At 70.5% G+C, this 15,336-nt stretch carries 13 protein-coding genes; 6 read left to right on the top strand and 7 right to left on the bottom strand.

From position 1 onward, the window contains the following. Positions 1–47: 47 nt before the first annotated feature. The 3 genes from OWC43_RS18860 to OWC43_RS18850 all read left to right on the top strand — a co-directional run bounded on the left by OWC43_RS18860 (position 48) and on the right by OWC43_RS18850 (position 4,804). On the top strand, positions 48–1,037 hold the full coding sequence (locus OWC43_RS18860; RefSeq protein ID WP_393958594.1) for an ABC transporter substrate-binding protein: 990 nt from the start codon (positions 48–50) through the stop codon (positions 1,035–1,037). Positions 1,038–1,211: 174 nt separating this feature from the next. Then, on the top strand, positions 1,212–2,027 hold the full coding sequence (locus tag OWC43_RS18855) for an FAD binding domain-containing protein (RefSeq protein ID WP_393957793.1): 816 nt from the start codon (positions 1,212–1,214) through the stop codon (positions 2,025–2,027). After that, positions 2,024–4,804 carry a molybdopterin-dependent oxidoreductase gene (locus OWC43_RS18850; RefSeq protein WP_393957792.1) on the top strand — a complete coding sequence of 927 codons (2,781 nt, stop codon included), beginning with the start codon at positions 2,024–2,026 and terminating at the stop codon, positions 4,802–4,804. The genes OWC43_RS18855 and OWC43_RS18850 overlap by 4 nt, the downstream gene beginning before the upstream one ends. A gap of 19 nt (positions 4,805–4,823) precedes the next feature. On the opposite strand, the gene OWC43_RS18845 is transcribed toward OWC43_RS18850, so the two are convergent. Further along, positions 4,824–6,266 carry an acetamidase/formamidase family protein gene (locus OWC43_RS18845; RefSeq protein ID WP_393957790.1) on the bottom strand — a complete coding sequence of 481 codons (1,443 nt, stop codon included), beginning with the start codon at positions 6,264–6,266 and terminating at the stop codon, positions 4,824–4,826. A 180-nt stretch (positions 6,267–6,446) separates the two neighbouring features. On the opposite strand from OWC43_RS18845, the gene OWC43_RS18840 reads away from it, so the two are divergent. Then, a complete protein-coding gene (locus tag OWC43_RS18840; protein ID WP_393957789.1) occupies positions 6,447–8,255 on the top strand; it encodes an adenine deaminase C-terminal domain-containing protein in 1,809 nt (602 codons plus the stop codon). Between the two features lie 71 nt (positions 8,256–8,326). On the opposite strand, the gene OWC43_RS18835 is transcribed toward OWC43_RS18840, so the two are convergent. The 5 genes from OWC43_RS18835 to OWC43_RS18815 all read right to left on the bottom strand — a co-directional run bounded on the left by OWC43_RS18835 (position 8,327) and on the right by OWC43_RS18815 (position 12,773). Beyond that, positions 8,327–9,265 (bottom strand): LysR family transcriptional regulator, encoded by a 939-nt coding sequence (locus OWC43_RS18835; RefSeq protein ID WP_393957788.1) that lies wholly within the window; start codon positions 9,263–9,265, stop codon positions 8,327–8,329. A gap of 126 nt (positions 9,266–9,391) precedes the next feature. After that, complete coding sequence (locus OWC43_RS18830; RefSeq protein WP_393957787.1) at positions 9,392–9,619, bottom strand: hypothetical protein; 228 nt, start codon at positions 9,617–9,619, stop codon at positions 9,392–9,394. Positions 9,620–9,881: 262 nt separating this feature from the next. Beyond that, on the bottom strand, positions 9,882–10,130 hold the full coding sequence (locus OWC43_RS18825) for a hypothetical protein (protein ID WP_137828028.1): 249 nt from the start codon (positions 10,128–10,130) through the stop codon (positions 9,882–9,884). A gap of 299 nt (positions 10,131–10,429) precedes the next feature. Then, a complete protein-coding gene (locus OWC43_RS18820) occupies positions 10,430–11,833 on the bottom strand; it encodes a cytosine deaminase (protein WP_393957786.1) in 1,404 nt (467 codons plus the stop codon). A 22-nt stretch (positions 11,834–11,855) separates the two neighbouring features. Beyond that, positions 11,856–12,773 (bottom strand): LysR family transcriptional regulator, encoded by a 918-nt coding sequence (locus OWC43_RS18815; protein ID WP_393957785.1) that lies wholly within the window; start codon positions 12,771–12,773, stop codon positions 11,856–11,858. 304 nt (positions 12,774–13,077) lie between these two features. On the opposite strand from OWC43_RS18815, the gene OWC43_RS18810 reads away from it, so the two are divergent. Further along, the gene (locus OWC43_RS18810) at positions 13,078–13,281 is read left to right on the top strand and encodes a hypothetical protein (RefSeq protein WP_137828026.1); all 204 of its coding nucleotides are present in this window, start codon (positions 13,078–13,080) and stop codon (positions 13,279–13,281) included. 154 nt (positions 13,282–13,435) lie between these two features. Further along, positions 13,436–13,693, top strand: coding sequence for a hypothetical protein (locus tag OWC43_RS18805; protein WP_393957784.1), 258 nt, complete (start codon positions 13,436–13,438; stop codon positions 13,691–13,693). Positions 13,694–13,770: 77 nt separating this feature from the next. Here the strand turns inward: OWC43_RS18805 and OWC43_RS18800 are convergent, their stop codons facing one another. Continuing rightward, a complete protein-coding gene (locus tag OWC43_RS18800) occupies positions 13,771–15,336 on the bottom strand; it encodes an ABC transporter ATP-binding protein (protein ID WP_393957783.1) in 1,566 nt (521 codons plus the stop codon).

Below are 15,336 nucleotides of genomic sequence, written 5' to 3'. Positions count from 1 at the left end.
TGGGACTGACACGAGAGGAGACGGGGATGGCAGGAATCGAGGGGCACATGCGTGCGCTGGTCTGCGCGGGCGCGACGCTGCTCGGACTCGCTTTGGGCGGGGCGGAGGCGGCCGAGAAGGTGACGCTCCAGCTCAAATGGGTCCCGCAGGCGCAGTTCGCAGGCTATTACGTCGCGCAGGCCAAGGGCTTCTACAAGCAGGCCGGACTCGACGTGACGATCAAGCCGGGCGGGCCGGACGTCGCCCCGCCGCAGGTCATCGCGGGCGGGGGCGCCGACGTCGTCGTCGACTGGATGCCCTCGGCACTCGCCTCCCGCGAGAAGGGCGTGCCACTCGTCAACATCGCGCAGCCGTTCAAGAAATCGGGCCTGATGCTGACCTGCCGGGCCGAGACCGGCATCAAGGTCCCGGCCGACCTGAAGGGCCGGACCCTCGGGGTCTGGTACTCGGGCAACGAGTATCCCTTCCTGGCCTGGATGGCCAAGCTCGGGCTCAAGACCGACGGCTCGCCCGGCGGCGTGACGGTGCTGAAGCAGGGCTTCAACGTCGACCCGCTGATCCAGCGCCAGGCCGACTGCGTCTCGACGATGAGCTACAACGAGTACTGGCAGGTGATCGACGCCGGTTTCAAGCCGGATCAGCTCGTCGTCTTCCGCTACGAGGATCAGGGCGTCGCCACTCTGGAGGACGGCCTCTACGCGCTGGAATCGAAGCTCAAGGACAAGGCGTTCGTGGCCCGGCTCGCCAAGTTCGTGGCCGCCTCGGAGAAGGGTTGGGCCTATGCGGCGGAGCACCCGGACGAGGCGGCCGGGATCGTGTTGGAGAACGATGCCAGCGGCGCCCAGACCGAGAAGCACCAGAAGCGCATGATGACCGAGATCGCCAAGCTGCTCGACCGGTCGGGGGGCAAGCTCGCGCCGGCCGATTACGACCGCACGGTCGCCATCCTGCTCTCCGGGGGAACCGACCAGCCCGTCATCACCCGGAAGCCCGAGGGCGCCTGGACGCACGCGGTGACGGCGGCCGAGAGCCCATAGCCCGGGCCGCGATGGGACCGGGCGGATCTCGACCGCACGAGCACCGGCCCGAGCGGTGGCGGAGGTCGTCGGAAGCGGGCCGATGCGGCGCAGGGCCCGGGGCGATCGAACCGGATACGATGTCCGAATAGTTCGTCCACGGTTTGGACGGAGTCTTGCGAGCCGATCCCCGCTATGGACCTCGACACCATCACCAGCGTCCTGCGGCCGCGCCGAACGAACGACCTGCCGGCGTGGCGGGAAGGCGATGCTTGGCTCGCGGGGGGAACGTGGCTGTTCTCCGAACCACAACCGGCGCTTGCCCGGCTGATCGATCTGTCGGGCCTCGACTGGCCGGCCGCCGAGATCTCCGACACGGGGTTGAGCCTCTCGGCGACGGGCACCATCGCCGCCCTCGACCGGCTTGCCCTGCCGCGGGACTGGGTAGCCGCGCCGCTCGTCGGTCAGTGCTGCCGGGCGCTGCTGGGCTCGTTCAAGATCTGGAACCGCGCGACGGTCGGGGGCAATCTCTGCACGGCTCTGCCCGCCGGGCCGATGATCGCGCTCGCCGTCGCCCTCGACGGCACCTGCGTGATCCTGCGGCCGGGCGGGGGCGAGCGGCACGTCCCCGTGCTCGACTTCGTCCTCGGTCCGCAGCGCACGGCGCTCGTCCCCGGCGAGATCCTGCGCCGCATCGACATGCCGGCCGCGGCGCTGCAACGGCGCACGGCGTTCCGCCGCATCTCGCTCTCCCCCGGTGGACGTTCCGGGGCGCTGCTCATCGGCACGCGCGGGCGGGCGGGAGGCTTCGCGCTCACGGTGACCGCCGCGACGCCGCGTCCCGTCCGGTGTTCGTTCGCCGATCTGCCCGACGCGGCCGCGCTGCGGGCAGCGATCGAGGCGGCGATCCCGGAAGGCGGCTGGTACGACGACGTGCACGGTGCGCCCGATTGGCGACGCCACGTCACGGGGCTGCTCGCCGAGGAGATCCGGGAGGAGCTCGCCCGATGAGAATTACGGTCAACGGTCAGGTCCAGCAGGCCGCGCCGCAGCCCGGCCAGTGTCTGCGCACGCTGCTGCGCGACCTCGGCTGGTTTGGAGTGAAGAAGGGTTGCGACGCGGGCGATTGCGGGGCCTGCACGGTTCATCTCAACGGCGAGCCGATCCATTCCTGCCTGCTCCCGGCATTCCAGGCCGAGGGGCGGGCCGTCACGACGATCGAGGGGCTGGCCGGATCCTGCACCCTCGACGGGGCCGCACCCACACCCCTTCATCCGATGCAGGCGGCGTTCCGCGACGCGCAGGGTTTCCAGTGCGGTTTCTGCACGCCGGGCATGATCATGACCGCCGCCGCGCTGAATCAGGCGCAGCGGCAGGATCTGCCGACGGCGCTCAAGGGCAATCTCTGCCGCTGCACCGGCTACCGGGCGATCCGCGATGCGGTGGCCGGGCTCGCGCATGCGGAGGCCTCCGATGCCGGGCATGATGGCCCGGTCGGGCGCAGCCTCCCGGCTCCCGCGAGCCTCGCCGTCGTTTCGGGCCGGGCGGCCTACACCTTCGATTGCACAATCCCAGGCCTGCTGCACCTGAAGGTGCTGCGCGCGCCCCACGCCCATGCCCGTATCCTGCACATCGACCGCGCGGCGGCCCTGGCCGTGCCCGGCGTCGTCGCGGTGCTCACCCACGAGGACGCGCCGCGGCGCCGCTTCTCGACGGGCCGTCACGAGAACCCCCTCGACGACGCGGCGGACACGGCGCTGCTCGATCCGGTGATCCGCTTCCAGGGCCAGCGCGTCGCGGCGGTCGTGGCCGAGACCGAGGCCGCGGCGATGGCGGGCGTGCGGGCGCTGCAGGTCACCTACGCGGTGCGTCCGGCGCTGTTCGACCCGAGGATGGCGCTGAAACCCGACGCGCCGCTGGTTCACGATCCCGCCGACCGCGACCCGACCGGCCGGGATGGAGACAGGGCCGGCGAGGACGCGCCGCCGCTCCTGGCCCATCCGAACCTCGCGGCCGAGGCACACGGCGCCATCGGCGACGTCGAGGCGGGCTTCGCGCAGGCCCACCGCGTCCACGAGGCCGAGTACGTGTCCCAGCGCGTGCAGCACGTGCATCTCGAGACCCACGGCGCCTTGGGCTGGCTCGATGCCGACGGTCGGCTGACCCTGCGCTCCTCGACGCAGGTGCCCTTCCTCGCCCGCGACGCGCTCTGCGCGCTGTTCGATCTCGACCGGGACCGGGTGCGGGTGCTCTGCGGCCGGGTCGGCGGCGGCTTCGGCGGCAAGCAGGAAATGCTGACCGAGGATCTCGTCGCCTTGGCCGTGCTGACGACCGGTCGGCCGGTGAAGTACGAGATGACCCGCGAGGAGAACTTCTGCTCGGCGACCACGCGGCATCCGATGCGCGTGCGGGTGAAGGTCGGGGCGAGGGCCGACGGCCGCCTCACCGCGATCGCGCTCAACGTGCTCTCGAATACCGGCGCCTACGGCAATCATGCCGGGGGCGTGCTGCACCATGGCTGCAACGAGAGCTTGGCCGCCTACAATTGCCCGAACAAGCGGGTCGAGGGCTACGCGGTCTACACGCACACCCTGCCGGCCGGGGCGTTCCGCGGCTACGGGCTGAGCCAGACGATCTTCGCCGTCGAGTCGGCGATCGACGAGCTGGCTCGCGGCCTCGGCATCGACCCATTCGCCATGCGACGCCTCAATGCCGTGCGGCCGGGCGACCCGATGGTCGCGACGAGCCTCGAACCGCACGACGTCGTCTACGGCTCCTACGGGCTCGATCAGTGCCTCGACCTCGCCGAGCGCGCCCTGGCCGACGATCCCGGTGAGCCGCCGCCCGGTCCCGAATGGCTGGTCGGGCAGGGGATGGCCATGGGCATGATCGACACGATCCCGCCGCGCGGCCACTTCGCCCATGCCCGCATCCGCCTCGAACCGGACGGGGGCTATGCGCTGGCGATCGGCACCGCCGAGTTCGGCAACGGCACCAGCACGGTGCACGGACAGATCGCGGCGCAGGCGCTCGGCACGACGCCGGACCGCATCCGCCTGATCCAGGCCGACACCGATGCGGTGACCCACGATACCGGCGCCTATGGCAGCACCGGAACCGTGGTCGCCGGCCAGGCCAATCACCGGGCGGCCTCGGCTTTGGCCGGCAGGATCCTCGCCGCGGCAGCCGCTCAGGCCGGCACGGAACCCGAAGCCTGCCGCCTCACCCGGGACGGCGTCGAGACGCCGTCAGGCCTGATTCCCCTGACCGAGCTCGCGCGGGGCGACGGGTTCGAGGCAACGGGCGACGCCGACGGCACGCCGCGCTCGGTGTCCTTCAACGTCCAGGCATTCCGTGTGGCCGTGCATCCGCGAACCGGCGAGACCCGCATCCTTCGCAGTATCCAGGCCGCCGATGCCGGGGTCGTGATCAACCCGATGCAGTGCCGCGGGCAGGTCGAGGGCGGCGTGGCGCAGGCGCTCGGTGCCGCCCTCTACGAGGATTACCGGTTCGATGCGGAGGGCGGCGTCCTCACGCGCACGCTGCGCAACTACCACATCCCCGCCCTGGCCGACGTTCCGGCCACGCAGGTGCTGTTCGCCGACACCCACGACACCGTCGGCCCGCTCGGCGCCAAGTCGATGAGCGAGGCGCCCTACAATCCCGTCGCCGCGGCGCTCGGCAACGCGATCCGCGATGCCACCGGCGCGCGCCTCACTGCGACCCCGTTCGCGCCCGACCGGATCTATCGCAGCGTCATGGCCGTGCGGGAGACGGCGGGCGCCTGATCGGCGCCCGCCTCCTGTCTCACACCGTCCGCTCGGAGAAGATCGACTTCTTGACGATGGCGTGGACGCCCCAATTGCCGTCGACGACCTGGGTGATCCCGAAATCGACCGCGATCGACATCAGCGAGATCGCCTCGTCCTCGGTCAGCCCCTTCGCGTGCATGAGGAACTGGCGCATCTTGCGGAAGGCGTCGCGCATCGCGAGGTCGATCGACGATTTGGAGAAGATCGCGTCCTGCGCGTCCGCGCCGAGGTCGCGCAGGTAGTTCGGATAGCTGAAGCCCGAGAGCACCCACTCGTCCTTGGTCTCGATCATCGGGAAGTCCAGCGCCTCCAGCGAGGTGCCGGCCAAGTCCGCCTTCTTGTGGAGGATGAACTGGAAGGTGCCGGTGAGCGAGCACTCGATCGCCGTGCCGCAGAGTTCCGAATCGCCCTGGCTCGCATGCGGATCGCCGACCGAGAACAGCGCGCCCGGCACCGCGACCGGATAGTACAGGGTCGCCCCCTTGCCGATGCGCCAGTTGTCGATGTTGCCGCCGGTATAGCTCGGCGGGATCGAGTTCACCCGGTCGGCCTCGGACGGCGCCAGACCCATCGTTCCGAAATGCGGGCGGATCGGCACCCGAATGCCCTTCAGCACGTCGAAGCGGCGCTCGGTCTTGGTGTGATCCACCGGCAGGCCGGGATAGTCGATCGTCGGGTGCGCGACCCCGTTCGGGTCGGTCACGCCCGGCCAGCGGAAGCTGTAGACCGCCTTGGCCCAGTCGCGCCCCCCCGTGGCGTCGACTTCGTAGATCGTGATCACCTCGCGCTTCTGCCCCTCCAGCATGTCGTTGTAGTGGTAGCCCCACCACGCCGCCGCGTTGCTGCCGAAGGTCAGGCCCTTGAACTTCGGGTCGGCGGCGGGACGCGGGGCGACGTCGAGGATGCGCACCTCCAGCACGTCGCCGGGCTCGGCCCCGCGCACCGCCACCGGCCCCGTGCAGATATGGACGCCGAGGCCGCCGCCCGGGCCGAGTTTCGCGTCGTCCGGCCCCGCGCCGCGGCGGGAGACCGCCTTCCGGTCCTTCGTCCAGAGGAAGACGCTCTCGGCGCCGGGGTCGCCCGCGACCATCCGTTCGGCATCGTCGTTGGCGTGGTGCGTCAGCGTCTCGATGGTCACGAAATCGCCCGACGCGATCTCGATCTGAGGTTTCAGCAATTTGCTGAAATACCCCCAATGCACGGTCTCGGCCGAGGCTGGCAGGTGGTAATGCGCGGCCTTCCCGACGGCTGTCTGGGCGCTGACCTCGGCGAGCGCCGGGCTCACGAGCGACAGGCCGCCCGCCGCCCACGCCGCCGCGCCGCCCGTGGCGACGAAGCCGCTCTTCAGGAAGGCGCGCCGCTCCGGCTCCATGTCGCGCCGATAGCGCAGACGGTGTTCGGCGAAAGCCGCGCAGGTGGGATCGTCGCCCAGGCACATATTCGCGTTTCCTCAACCAGAAAGAGCCGGCAGGGCCCTATGCAAGGCAACGGCCAAGCTTTCACGCAGCCGTGACCGGCCCCTTCCGGACGACCGGTCCTGCAGCGCGGTCTTCTCTCGTCGCGAGCAGGCGTGGCACGATGCGTGCCCGCGCGTTCCCGTCCCCACGGATAGGCCTCGATGACCGAACCAGCGCCGCTCAACCGCTTCACCGTCGAACCGCTCGCCCGGATGACCCGCCGGCTCGCCGACGTCGCCGCCGGCCGGGCCGAGCCCGACCTCGTCGTCACCGGCGCGCGGCTGCTCTCGACCTATTCCGAGCGCATTCTCGAAAAACGCGAGATCCGGATCGCAGGCGGACGCATCGCCGCGGTGCTCCCGGCCGGGTCCTACCGGGGCTCCGCGCCGGTTTACGACGCCGGCGGCGGCCTGATCGCGCCGGGTCTCGTCGATCCGCACCTGCATATCGAGAGCAGCATGGTGACGGCCTGCGCCTACGCGGAGGCCGCGCTCATCAACGGCACCACCACGATCGTCTGCGACAGCCACGAGATCGGGAACGTGCTGGACGCGAAGGGCGTGGAATGGATGCTGGAGGATGCCCGCGCAGCCCCGCTCAACATCTACCTCACCGTCCCGAGCACGGTGCCCGCGACGACGCCCGCGATCGAGACCGCGGGGGGCGACCTGACGCCGGACAAGATCGCCGCCCTGTTCGACGGGTGGCCGGAGGCGATCGCGCTCGGCGAGAAGATGGATTTCGTCGCGGTGGCGGCGGGGGAGGAGCGGGCGCACGCGATCATCGCCGCCGCCCTGGAGCGGGGCCGGCCCGTCTCGGGGCACATCTATGGCCGCGATTTCGTAGCGGCTTACGCGGCGAGCGGCGTCACCGACACGCACGAGGCGATCGACCGCGACATCGCCGACGATCTCCTGGAGGCGGGCCTCTGGATCTTCCTGCGCGGCGGACCGCCGACGACGCCCTGGCACTCCCTGCCGGCGGCCATCGGCACGATCACCGAGTACGGCGCGGCCTGGAAGCGGATCTGCGCCTGCACCGATGACCGCGACGCCGACGATCTCCTCGCCTACGGCTTAGATTGGGTGGTGCGGGAGGCGGCGGCACGGGGCATCCCGCAAGCCGCAGCATGGGCGATGGGCTCGCTGCATCCGGCGACCCGATACGGGCTCGACGGCGAGATCGGCGGCTTGGGCGGCGGGCGGCGCGCCGACCTCGTGCTGCTCGACGACGATCTCGTGCCGCAGGCGACGTGGTACGGCGGCGAACTGGTGGTGGAGGCCCGTAAGGCCACGCCGCGGCTGGAGGCGGCGCTCGCCACGCCCTACCGCTATCCGGCGGCCGCCTATGCCACGGTGCGCCTGCCCGACCCGCTGCCCGCCCTGGCACCGCCGCTGCCGCCCGGCCCCTGCACCGTCAACGCGATCCGGACAACCCTGCCCGGCATCGAACTGATCCACGAGCGCGTCGCGCTGACACCCGCGACCGACTGGCCCGAGACGCTGGCGGCGCATGATCTCTGCCACGTCGCCGTGGTCGAGCGGCACGGTCTCGGCGGCGGGGTCGCGCACGGGCTGCTCTCCGCCTTCGGCTTGAAGCGTGGGGCGGTGGCGAGCAGTGTCGGGCACGATTCGCACAACGTGATCGTCGCGGGCCTCACCGAGGCCGATATGCGCGTGGCGCTCGACGCGATCGCTGCGGCGCAGGGCGGGGTCTGCGTCGTCGAGGCGGGTCAGGTCGTCGCGATGGTGCCGCTTCCCGTCGCCGGGCTCCTCTCGGACCAGCGCGTGGGCGTCGTCGCCGAGGCGATGCGGGGGCTCAAGGCGGCTTGGGCGGAGGCGGGCTGCGCCATCCCGTATATGGGCTTCAACTTGATCCCGCTCTCGGTGATCCCGCAGATCCGCATCACCGATAAGGGTCTCGTGCTGGTGCCGGAGATGTGCCCGGTGCCGTTGTTCGAGGCGGCGTAACTCGAGCCTCCATGGCACGAGCCTCGGACCGACCCGAGCACAAGGAACTGCCCTGCCCGTGACGCGGTGGTTCACGCCGTCGCGGCGGTCGGCGTTTCGGGAAACAGAGACTGAGCCTCGGCTTGCTCGACGAAGCGTCGGATCAGCCAGCGCCCGGCCGGGCCGGGAGGATGATCGGTGCGGTAGATCGCGGTGAGCGGCAGGCGGCGGCGCGTGGCCTCGGGCAGGCGCAGTTCGACGAGGCGACCGGCCGCGATATCCGCTTCGACCATATGGGCGGGCATGCTGCCCCAACCGATCCCGGCCAGCAGCAGCGTGTGCTTGGTGCTGAGGTCGGAGAGCCTCCACGTCCGGCTGGCGACGACGCCGAATTCCTGGCCGTGCGAGAGCGGCGAACGGTCGGTGATGACGAGCTGGATCTGCTCCCGGGCGGCGCCGGGAGGCTGCTCCCCCCGCGCGAGCGGGTGGCCGGGCGCAGCGACGGTCAGCATCTCGACCTCACCCACGGCGATCCGCTCGAGCGGATCCGTCTCGCGGTTCCAGAACTCGACGCTGATGCCGATCTGGGCCTTGCCGCTCGCCACGAAATCCTGCGCGGTGCCGAGCGCCTCGACATTCAGACGCAGAGCCACGGTCGGGAAGCGGACCTGGAAGGCGGTGAGGGCATCGACGAGCCGGTCGCCCGGCAACAGGACGCTCGATACGAAGGCGACCTCCGCCTCCAATCCCCCGAGCAGACCGCTCACCCTGGCACGCAATCCGTCGATGCCGTGGGCGATCGTGCGTGCCTCGGCGAGCACGGCACGCCCGGCCTCCGTCAGTTGCGGCCTGCGCGTGGATTCGCGGTCGAACAGGGACACGCCGAGTTGGAGTTCCAGGTTGGCGACCGTGTAGCTCACCACCGAGGTGGCGCGGTTCAGCCGTCGCCCGGCCGCCGCGAAGCTGCCGCTCTCGACCACCGTGAGAAAGACCCGCAACTGGTCGAGCGTCGGTGTTCCCGGACCCTGCATGCCGCCCTCCCTGAGCGAGGCGTCCCTCCGGGCCGCCTCTCCCCGAGCAAGCAAGCGGGAAGCCGGCTCCGTAGGGCGGAGCCGGCTTCCCGGTATTCGGTCGGATCGGTTGCGCCGGGGGCCGGCTCAGCGAGCGGAGCGCGCGCGCCGGACGGAGCCGGTCGTGAAGACGGTGTCGATCGCCGCGGCGCCGGACTGCTGGAGACGCTGCCCGTGATGGGTTCCGTCGAGGCCGCCGGGGGCGGTCGCGGTGGGGATGCCGGCGGGGGCGTTGTAGCTCTGCGCGGAAGCGGCACCGGTCAGGCCGGCGGTCAGTGAGAGGGCGAGGGCGGCGGCGGTGAGAAGACGGGACATGGTGAACTCCATCGGTCCGGTGCGGAGACGGTCGCTTCGGCCGTCAGCTGATGGAGTGAAGATGGTCCCGGATCATCTTTCTGAAAACTGGAATAAGATCGAACGAAACGTTCGATGAAATTGAACAGTCGAGCGCAGGGGCAATGCCGCATGCGATGATGCCGGCGACCCGTTCCGCAGCGCTGGCGCAACGAGAAAGGGCCCACCGCTCCGGGAGCGGCAGGCCCTCTCAGCCGTCGACAGGCGTCACGTTCGGCAGAGTTCAGCGCGAACGATCGGCGCGCGGCGCGTGGACGATCGAACCGGTCGCGTAGACGCCGTCGACCGAGGCCGGGCCGGGTCGACCGTAGCGATCGACGTAGCGCTGCACGTTGCCGGGACCGGCAATCCCTTCGAGGCCGCCCGGGGCGGTGGCGGCAGGGATGCCGCTCGGAGCGTTGTAGCTCTGCGCGAAGGCGGTGGTGGACAGAACGAGGCCGAGAGCGGCGCCCGCAACAATCTTGAGGCTCATGGCACAATCTCCGAAAATCGAGTTCGAAGCCGCGCGCATCTACGGCTGCCGATTAGTCGGAAATTGAGCAACGGTGCTGCGGAAAACAACATCCTCTGCCTTGGTGGTGTGCACATAGACACAGCACACGCGCCGGAGCGCGACTGATCAGGCCCAGGCCATCGATCATATTTCGTTTTGCAATCAGTTTCTTGGGTAGACTTTGCGTCTTTTTTCGGCTTCACGACGGAGCTGGCATGTTTCTTTCGCCAGACGTGCTTTTTCACACACGCATTACGGTCGGACGTGCGTTCCGTGAGCTACCAGGGCGCCGACCCTCCGGTCAGAGCCTCGTAGGAGGGAATCCGCGCCGCGAAGGGGCGCCCTTCGACCATCACGAGTCGATTCGCGTGCGGCCGTGACACGACCTCGTTGAGGCTGCGCGCGGGGAGCAGGATCAGGTCGGCAGGACCGCCCTCACGGATCGTGCCGGCATGGGCAAGACCCATGGTCGCGCCGGGCACGGGACCGGCGAGGGCGGGCGCCCCAGCGAGCGGATGATCGAGATGAAGGATGCGAACCGCCGCCCGGATCGTGTCGAGCATGTCGTGGTCGCCGTAGGCGTAGAAGGCGTCCCGGCAATTGTCGCCCGCGACCGCGACGCGCACGCCCGCCGCCATGAGTTCCTGAACCGGCGCCACGCCGCGCCAGCGCGGGGTTCGGCCATGAGCGCGATCCTGGAGATACATGTTGACGGTCGGAAGGGTCACGACCCGGATTCCCGCCTGGGCGACCCGCGCGATCGTGGCTGCGGCCTGCTCCGCCGGCTGGAGCGCGAGGCTGCAGCAATGGCCGCAGGTGACCCGCCCCTCGTAGCGGTGGCGGAGGGTGGCTCGCGCCACGGCGTCGAGCGAGGTCGCGGCGGGATCGCCGGTCTCGTCCACGTGCAGATCGATATCGAGATCCCGCTCGCGGGCGAGGCCGAACATCCGGTCGAGCAGGCTGTCGATCTCGGCGAGGGCGGCCCCGTGCAGGCCACCGGTCGGCCGGGTGACACCGCCGATCAACCCGCCCGAAGTCGCGATCAGGTCGGCGAGCCGGCGCCCGTGATCGGTGGCGTAGGTGTCGATCGGGGTCAGACCGACGCCCTGGAGCGCCACCCGTCCGGCCCAGGCGTCCCGGACCTCCCGGAACACGCCCCAGGTGGTGGCCGCCTGATCGCGGAAGCGGCCGCCATCCTGGCTGTCGAGATGCGTGCGGATCGCCCCCGTCCCATGGGCGAAGGCGCAGGCGAGCCCGAATTCCATGCGGCGGCGCAGATCCGCCGCGTCCCAATGCGCCGTGCGATCCGCGCTCGTCGCGTCGCGGGCCCCGGGGAAGTCGCCGGTCGGGTTGGGCGTTCGGGCGACCGTGTGTCCCTTGTCGAGATGCGTATGCATGTCGACGAGGCGCGGCCAGGCCTGCCGGCCGGCGAGGTCGGCGGCGGGCAGCGTGGCCAATGCGGCGTCCGTTGACTGTCCCGCGGGCCGGATCGGGCCGAAGCGTCCATGCGCGATCAGGATGTCGACGATCGCGCAGTCGTCGGTGTCGAGGGTGGCACCGGCCGGCACACCGTCCGTCAGGAAAGCGGCGGGCACGCGCGCGTTGAGCAGGCGGAAAGCCGGCGCCGACGGCAGGAACGAGTTCTCCGGCCTGTCGTGCTCGCGCTCGTTACATCCGAACATGTCGCGCTCCTGCGGGGGACGATCACTCGAACACGCAATCCACGGTGCTCTGGCGCTCGAACTCGGCCTCGATCCGGGTCGCGAGCAGGTGGGCGGGGCCGTCGAGCGGGGCACGGGCACGCTGGACCAACGAGGCGCGCTGCGTGATCGCGCGATTGTCGGAAAGCGGCGTGAAGGCCAGGACGCCGCGGCGGATCTCGTCGCCGACATCCGAGAGATTGACGAAGGTGACGTGCGGCGGGGTCTGGGCGAGGCGCTTCATCAGCTCGATGGAGTTCGTCTCGACGGCGGGCGTGAAGCTCGCGCCTTCCGGGACGAGGACTTCGAGCACGCCGCGCAGGGTCATCGAGTGGTCAGCGACGACGAGGGGATATTCGAGGCAATCGGCCATCCGCACCTGATAGCGTCCGCTGAGCGGGTGGTCCGGCGCCATCACCGCGCCGAGCCGGTGCTCGAACTCGGCGATGCAGCGCAGGCGCGGATCCGCCGGCAGTTTATAGGCCAATGCGAGATCGGCCTCGCCCGAGAGCAGTGCCGCGACGATCCGGTCGATCGACAGGATGGAGACCTTGACGACGATGCGTGGATTGGACTCGCGGAACGCGCCGATCACGCCGGGCAGCACGCTGCCCACGATGCTCGCCATCGTCGCGATCGTCACCTCACCGCGGGTCAAGCCCTTGAGGGACGCCACTTGAGCCAACATGCGCTGGTGATCGTTCAGGGTGTCGCGCACATGTCGCACCAGCACCTCGCCGGCCGCCGTGAGGCGCAGGCCGCGCGGCAACCGCTCGAACAGCGGCATGCCCATCTCTTCCTCCAAGGAGAGAATCTGGCGGTTGACGGCGCTCGACGCGACGTTGAGGCGGGTGGCCGCCCGGCGGATCGAGCCGCTGCGAGCCACCTCGTCGAGGTAGGCGAGCAGGCGATGATGCAGCATGGGCTGAACTCCCTCCGTCCCGCATCCTGCGCGCGCCCCGGCGCGGATCGGCCGAACCGTTTGCAGGGAGCTTGCCAATCCGGTTCCGGGCCCAGCCCGCTGCCGTCCCCGCCTCAGCCCGTTCGAAGCATCCGTTCCGCGCGCCCTGATCTCCTGAGCCGGAGGCCGACCGCCCGGATGGGCTGGTGCTGCCCACCCTCGATCGAGCGGACCCGGCGTCGTCCGAAGCCCCCATCGGCCGGCATCGGCGGCATAGTCCTTGCTCGCCGAAATGCGGCCGCTGCGGCGCCACGGGAGTCTCACGATGCGCGTGTCACGGGCCGGACTCGGCCTCGGTCTACCCCTTCTGGCCTGGATCGTCGCGGCTTGCCTGTTCGGAGGCAGCCTCGCGACCGCGCCCGGCGCGCGCGCGCAGGGGACGCTGACGCCTCCGGCGGGCCAGCCACGGGTGACGGCGCCAGGCGGGCGTCGCGGCAAGGCGGCCCGCGCCGCCAGGAAGCGACGCTAAGGGACTGAATGCGGCGGGCATCCGCCGTGCCGCATCGTGCCTCATTCGTGGTCCGGCACCTCCCGGCGCGAGCGACACCTCGATCCCGCCTGGTTCTCCACCCCGTCCCGACAACGATCTCGATGCAGGAAAGTCAGCGATCATGCGTTCTACGATGACAGCCGCGCTCGCGCTGCTCGGTCTCGTCAGTGTCGTCGGCACCGCGCTCGCCCAGGGCTCGACCGGCGCCCCGGCCGGTACGCCGGCGGCGACGGCACCCGGCGGCACCGAGGGGGCGGCCGCGATCCCGAACGAACGGGAGGCGATCCGCTCCGGTGACGCGATCCCGGCTCCGCCCGGCGTCGGGGTGCCGGTCGAGACGCCGCCGCGACCCGGCATGGAGCCGCCGCCTCCGCCGCCGCCACGCCCCTGATCGGTTTGACGGGCGGCACCGTCTGAGCCCCGGCGAGGCCTCCCGTTCGAGCGACCGGTGTGGGAGGTCTGACGCGCTCAGTGATGCCCGGCCATGTGCCGGCCGATCACGCTCGACTCGGCCGCCGCAGCCGGCGTCTCGTAGACGAGCTTGCCCTCCGACATCACGACGATGCGGTCGGCCAATTCGAGGATCTCGTCGAGATCCTCGCTGATCAGCAGGACCGCCGCACCCGCGTTGCGCGCCGCGACGATGCGCGAGCGGATCTCGGACACCGCCGCGAAGTCGAGTCCGAAACAGGGATTGACCACGATCAGGAGATCGACCGGGTCGGTCAGTTCGCGGGCGAGCACGGCGCGCTGCACGTTGCCGCCGGACAGCGTGGCGATCGGCGCCTCGGAGGAGGCGGTCTTCACCTTGAAGCGGGCGATCAGGTCTTTCGCCCGCCGCCCCATGGCCCGTCGATCGAGCCAGAAGGTCGGCGAACCGGCGGGATCCTCGCCGCGACGGTCGAAGGCGCGGAAGGCGAGATTCTCGGCCACCGACATCCGCGGCGCGCAGGCATTGCGCAACGGCTCTTCCGGGATGAACCGCACCCGGTGCCGACGGCTTTCGCCCCGGGTGCCGCGATAGGGCTCGCCCTGTACCGTGATCCGCCCACCCAGCGGGCGGATCTGGCCGCCGAGCACGTCGACGAGTTCCTTCTGGCCGTTGCCGGACACACCCGCGATGCCGACGATCTCGCGTCCGCGCACGCGCAGATCGGCGATGTCGATGCGGCGCATTCCGGACGCGTCGGTCGCCTCCAGCTTCTCGACGTTCAGCACCGTGCGCGCCGCGTCGGGTTCGCCGATCCGCGCGGCGATGGTCCGAACCGTCCGTTCGCCCACCATCATCGCCGCCATGTCATCGCGCGAGAGCGCGCCGACCGCACCGCCGCCGACGAGCCGCCCGCGGCGCAGCACGCTCAAGGAGCGGGCGAACGCCTCGACCTCGCGGAACTTGTGGCTGATCATCAGCACGGTGAGCGCGCCGCGGTCGGTCATGCCGCGCAGCAGGCCCAGCACCTCCTCGGCTTCCGCCGGCGTCAGCACGGAGGTGGGCTCGTCGAGGATGAGAAAGCGCGCCTTGAGGTAGAGCTGCTTGACGATCTCGAGCTTCTGCTTCTCGCCCGCGGCCAGTTCCGCCACCGGTCGATCGAGGTTCAGTCGGAACGGCATCCGGGCCATGAAGTCGGAGAGCGCCGCACGCTCGGTCCGCCAGTCGAGCAGGGCGGGCGCGTCGGCCCGGGCGATGACGAGATTTTCGGCGCCGGTCAGCGAGGGCACCAGCGTGAAGTGCTGGTAGACCATGCCGAGACCGCGCTCCTGCGCCCCCTTGGGGCCGGTGATCTCGGCCTCGCGCCCGTCCACGAGCACGGATCCGGCGCTCGGCGCGTAGAAACCCATCACGCATTTGACGAGGGTCGACTTGCCGGCGCCGTTCTCCCCGAGCAGCGCGTGGAAGCCGCCCGCCTCGATCCGCATCGAGACGTCGTCCAGCGCCGTGAAGCCGCCGAAGCGCTTCGTCATGCCGATCGTCTCGACGGCGAGGGCGCCGGTTCCGGACGTGACGGGTGGGGCGACCGTCGTAGCGGGGTCCAT

The sequence above is a fragment of the Methylorubrum sp. POS3 genome, assembly GCF_043352485.1.
GTDB lineage: Bacteria > Pseudomonadota > Alphaproteobacteria > Rhizobiales > Beijerinckiaceae > Methylobacterium > Methylobacterium suomiense.
Note: the sequence above shows the minus strand (reverse complement) of the source record. Positions and strands in the feature narration are given on the sequence as shown.

Coding starts and splice junctions, on each gene's coding strand:
- OWC43_RS18825 (WP_137828028.1), bottom strand. CDS start 10,130: ATGAGCCTCAAGATTGTTGCGGGCGCCGCTCTCGGCCTCGTTCTGTCC.
- OWC43_RS18810 (WP_137828026.1), top strand. CDS start 13,078: ATGCGCGTGTCACGGGCCGGACTCGGCCTCGGTCTACCCCTTCTGGCC.
- OWC43_RS18815 (WP_393957785.1), bottom strand. CDS start 12,773: ATGCTGCATCATCGCCTGCTCGCCTACCTCGACGAGGTGGCTCGCAGC.
- OWC43_RS18805 (WP_393957784.1), top strand. CDS start 13,436: ATGACAGCCGCGCTCGCGCTGCTCGGTCTCGTCAGTGTCGTCGGCACC.
- OWC43_RS18855 (WP_393957793.1), top strand. CDS start 1,212: ATGGACCTCGACACCATCACCAGCGTCCTGCGGCCGCGCCGAACGAAC.
- OWC43_RS18840 (WP_393957789.1), top strand. CDS start 6,447: ATGACCGAACCAGCGCCGCTCAACCGCTTCACCGTCGAACCGCTCGCC.
- OWC43_RS18830 (WP_393957787.1), bottom strand. CDS start 9,619: ATGTCCCGTCTTCTCACCGCCGCCGCCCTCGCCCTCTCACTGACCGCC.
- OWC43_RS18835 (WP_393957788.1), bottom strand. CDS start 9,265: ATGCAGGGTCCGGGAACACCGACGCTCGACCAGTTGCGGGTCTTTCTC.
- OWC43_RS18800 (WP_393957783.1), bottom strand. CDS start 15,336: ATGGACCCCGCTACGACGGTCGCCCCACCCGTCACGTCCGGAACCGGC.
- OWC43_RS18820 (WP_393957786.1), bottom strand. CDS start 11,833: ATGTTCGGATGTAACGAGCGCGAGCACGACAGGCCGGAGAACTCGTTC.
- OWC43_RS18850 (WP_393957792.1), top strand. CDS start 2,024: ATGAGAATTACGGTCAACGGTCAGGTCCAGCAGGCCGCGCCGCAGCCC.
- OWC43_RS18860 (WP_393958594.1), top strand. CDS start 48: ATGCGTGCGCTGGTCTGCGCGGGCGCGACGCTGCTCGGACTCGCTTTG.
- OWC43_RS18845 (WP_393957790.1), bottom strand. CDS start 6,266: ATGTGCCTGGGCGACGATCCCACCTGCGCGGCTTTCGCCGAACACCGT.